Annotated in this window: 4 protein-coding genes; 1 reads left to right on the forward strand and 3 read right to left on the reverse strand. The window is 59.4% G+C overall.

Annotation, left to right across the window (positions count from 1 at the left end; all coding sequences use genetic code 11):
• Positions 1–843 (forward strand): UDP-glucose dehydrogenase family protein (locus ACXJKO_RS30275; RefSeq protein WP_457094723.1); only part of this gene is annotated, 843 nt, incomplete at its 5' end.
• Between the two features lie 176 nt (positions 844–1,019).
• On the opposite strand, the gene ACXJKO_RS30280 is transcribed toward ACXJKO_RS30275, so the two are convergent.
• The 3 genes from ACXJKO_RS30280 to ACXJKO_RS30290 all read right to left on the reverse strand — a co-directional run bounded on the left by ACXJKO_RS30280 (position 1,020) and on the right by ACXJKO_RS30290 (position 2,885).
• Positions 1,020–1,346, reverse strand: a complete 327-nt coding sequence (locus tag ACXJKO_RS30280; protein ID WP_457094724.1) for a diguanylate cyclase — start codon at positions 1,344–1,346, stop codon at positions 1,020–1,022.
• A gap of 162 nt (positions 1,347–1,508) precedes the next feature.
• Entirely contained in the window at positions 1,509–2,180 is a 672-nt protein-coding gene (locus tag ACXJKO_RS30285) for a transglutaminase-like cysteine peptidase (RefSeq protein WP_457094725.1), read from the reverse strand.
• 165 nt (positions 2,181–2,345) lie between these two features.
• Positions 2,346–2,885, reverse strand: a complete 540-nt coding sequence (locus ACXJKO_RS30290; RefSeq protein ID WP_457094726.1) for a MucR family transcriptional regulator — start codon at positions 2,883–2,885, stop codon at positions 2,346–2,348.
• Positions 2,886–3,956: the final 1,071 nt, after the last annotated feature.

Below are 3,956 nucleotides of genomic sequence, written 5' to 3' on the forward strand. Positions count from 1 at the left end.
GTCATCGGCACCGAGGACGAGCGTGCCCAAGGCGTGATGCACGAGGTCTACCGCCCGCTCTACCTCAACCACTCGCCGCTGCTTGCCATGTCGCGGCGCACGGCGGAGCTGACCAAGTATGCGGCCAATGCGTTCCTGGCCACCAAGATCACCTTCATCAACGAGATCGCCGACCTGTGCGAGCAGGTGGGCGCCAATGTGCAGGATGTGGCCCGCGGCATCGGGCTCGACAACCGCATTGGCGCCAAGTTCCTGCATGCCGGGCCGGGCTATGGCGGCTCGTGCTTTCCCAAGGACACGCTGGCGCTGATCAAGACCGCSCAGGACTWCGAGGCGCCGATGCGCCTGGTCGAGACGGTGGCGGCGGTCAACAGCCAGCGCAAGCGCGCCATGGGCCGCAAGGTGATCGCGGCCTGCGGCGGCGCGGTGCGGGGCAAGACCATCGCGGTGCTGGGGCTGACCTTCAAGCCCAACACCGACGACATGCGCGAGGCGCCCTCGATCGACGTGATCACGGCGCTGCAGGATGCCGGGGCGCGGGTGCGGGCCTACGAYCCCGAGGGCATGACTGCCGCCAGCGCCATGCTCACCGATGTGGACTACGCCCGGGACGCCTATGACTGCGCCCGCGATGCGGATGCGTTGGTGATCGTGACCGAGTGGGACATGTTCCGGGCGCTCGATCTCAAGCGGCTGAAGGTGGCGCTGGCGGCGCCGGTGGTGGTGGACCTGCGCAATGTCTACCGCCCCGAGGACATGCGCCACCACGGTTTCCACTATGTGAGCATCGGAAGACGAAATGATTTTGTTCGAGCAGAAGATCAGGCGATTGCGACGGAGTAGAAACCATCGGTTTTAGATCCTCGCCCTCTAGACACCTGAGAACATCGCTACAGGCCGAACTGCCCCAAACGTTTCCTCACTTACCGGACTGAGATCGCGCACTTACAGTGCATGGGGTTGATCTCGCATGTCCGTGGTCGCCTTTCTATGGACACCCGAGGCTCGCCTCATGCCGCTTATGGGCCAGCTGTCAATCTCTGATCCGACGGGAGAAGCTCTTGCGCACGCGCCGACAGCTCGATGCGGTTGCGACCGGAGCGCTTGGCCCGGTAGAGCGCCTCATCCGCCTCTGCATACAGTCGCTCGAATGGATCGAAGGGCTCGCGGATGGCGATCCCCGCCGACATCGTGATCCGGACAACGCCGCCAGGCATCACAATCRCACGCAGCAGCTCACCAAGCGCCGGAAGGATCTGCTCCAGTGCGGCATTCGACGAGATCCCGGCGAACTCTTCCCCGCCGAGACGCCTCACGAGTCCGTAATCGGCCCGGTGCGCGGTCATGATGAACCGGCTCTTCTGCCAGAGCCCTCCCGTCGAACATCAGGGTACGTTCGTCCACGACCCCGAGGTGTTAGGAGGTCTTGTCACCTCTGAGCCAACCGAAGGTGCGTTTCCACTGCACACCCGTCTGGCTCGAGAGTTCTTCGTGAACTCCGGCGTCTCCTACCGGTTTGCTGTTGGAAATGGTGCAGGCTGATCTCCAAGAGCGACCCATGCCCTACTGTTCGTGCCTTCCCGTTTGATGAAAGCATAGCCGGTTCGCCGCCAGGGTAGGATTTCGTCTCGCTTGTTGTCGAGAATAAAGTCGCCTCGGTCGGTAAGGACCATGAGCACAGCATGTCCTTGCCCGTGCTCGTCAATGACCGCTGTCATCCGCATGGCCCGATGGGGCAGCCCCGCCTCGACCAGCAGCCTCCGTTTCAGAATCTGGATGTCCTCGCAGTCGCCAAGGCCATCATCAGGAAAGTCCCACCGGTCGAGGACGCCCCAATGATCCTGATCCGTGACGGCTAGGATCGTTGAATTTACACGCTCATTCACCTGCGCGAGGGCAGCCCACACCTGAGCGTTCAGCGAAATCCGCGCAGGCTGGGAGAGATCGACACGACATTCATCAGGATAGCTCCGGCAGAAATCAATCCACGCTTGGGTCGGGCCTGCGGGTCCTACAACATGGACGAGGTCAGTTGTTCGTGCCAGAAGAAAACTCTCGGCACAGGCAGAGCCTGCACATGCCGCAAGGGCTATGCCGATCAGCACCGTCTTCAGCGCACTTCGTCTGGTGCCGCCGCTCCGATCAAGATGGGTGTCGAGAGCCTGATCAGCACGAACCATGGCAAGGCTCCAATCCTGGAGCCAACACGATGGGCAATCATAGTAAACAGGGTCTTAATGCCGTAGGCATAGAACAGAGCGGCAAAGAAAGCCCGACGCTTGGGAGCATCGGGTTTGGCAGTCAGCACCTGAACGGCTATGGCCGATCCGCGCAATGAGGGTGAACTACGCAGTCTTCTTCGTCCGGCGACCCTTCGCAGGCGCAATCACTTCCTGGGATGTCGCAGCCGCCTTTGCGGCAGCCCGCTTCGGCTTGGCAGGAGCAACCTCATTCGCGGCAATCTCTATCGGAGCCTTGTTCTTCGTGCGCTGCTGGCCGAGGCCCATGGTCTTGGCAAGCTCGGAACGAGCCTTGGCATAGTTTGGGGCAACCATCGGGTAATCCCCTGGCAGGTTCCACTTGGCCCGATACTGCTCGGGCGTCATGTCGTAGGTCGTGCGCAGATGGCGCTTCAGCGACTTGAACGACTTGCCATCCTCCAGACAGATGATGGCATCCGGAGTGATGGACCTTCGCACCGAAACCGCAGGCACCAACTCGGCCTTAGGCTCCTCCTTCTGACCTTGCGTCTGTGTCAGGGCGGCATAGACGGAGTGGAGCAGCGACGGCAGGTCTGAGGCGGGCACAGAGTTGTTGCTGACGTAAGCCGAGACGATGTCAGCAGAGAGTTCAATGTAGTTCGGAGAGGTTGCACTCTCGCTCATAGTTTTTGTCCTCAGCCGCACGGGAAACGGTTTGGAGGGTCAATAGAACAAGATGATGTTCTGACAGAATCAGCAGGAACGACCCGTGCAGCACAATCGATACCTGTGATCTGCGCCGCACCTAAGCCTTCCGACACAGCTTTGCAAGGTCGATTCCTGAACACGGCCTGATAGGCCGACCGGCAATCGTTTACATTACCAACAAGTTGCCTGAATGAAAGCGATCCTTCGAGATGTGACTGCATCATTTCAGAGTTAAATTCTAGTACCCTGAAGACTCGATAGCGAAAAAATTTATGGCTCGAAAGAAATTGGCTGGTTATCACTGACACGATGATGAGGATTGCTTCTTGAACCCTCCAGATACCGTCGAACCCGCATCGACCTGGATTATATCCCCATCACAATCACCTCTCGTGAAGCAGCGCATGCGTTCGCGGCCTGGAAATTGGGAGACGATACGGCGCATCGTCTTGGCCGAGTCATCTTCAATCCACTGAAGCATGTGGACCTCTTTGGAACCATCCTGCTCCCTGCCCTGCTCGTCTTGACAAGGCAACTTTCCTGTTTGGGCGGGCGAAGCCTGTCCCAGTGGCATTCGGGCGGTTAGGCCATCCGCGTCGGGACATGGCCCTTGTTGCGTTGGCTCGACCACTGACGAATTTTGCGCTCGCCTTGATATCGGCGTTTCTTCTGCGGGCTGCCTCGCCCTTGCCCGAGACCACTGCGCCTTGGTTGGTTCAGACCCTCTATCAGTCGATCCTGCTGAACCTGATCCTGGCGATCTTCAATATGCTGCCGATACCGCCCCTGGATGGGGCCGAGTCGTCACGAGTATCCGCCCCAACGTACTGGCAAGGAAGTTCGCCAAATTAGAGCACTTTGGCTTCCTGGTAGTGCTGGGGATAGTCTTTCTTCTGCCGATCGAGCCTGTGTGAAAACTCAAACCGCGCGGCTCATGGCGAACTATTTGTACAAGTTCGCCCTTGAAAGCCGGGGATTTCACGGCCTTGTGCAGCTTGCGGGACACAAAATTGCGTCATGGAGCTGCCCGTCAGCGTTTTCACACAT

The sequence above is a fragment of the Microvirga sp. P5_D2 genome, from assembly GCF_054049475.1.

Excerpts from the sequence above, each read along its gene's own strand:
- ACXJKO_RS30285 (WP_457094725.1), bottom strand. The coding sequence starts at position 2,180 with ATGGTTCGTGCTGATCAGGCTCTCGACACCCATCTTGATCGGAGCGGC.
- ACXJKO_RS30290 (WP_457094726.1), bottom strand. The coding sequence starts at position 2,885 with ATGAGCGAGAGTGCAACCTCTCCGAACTACATTGAACTCTCTGCTGAC.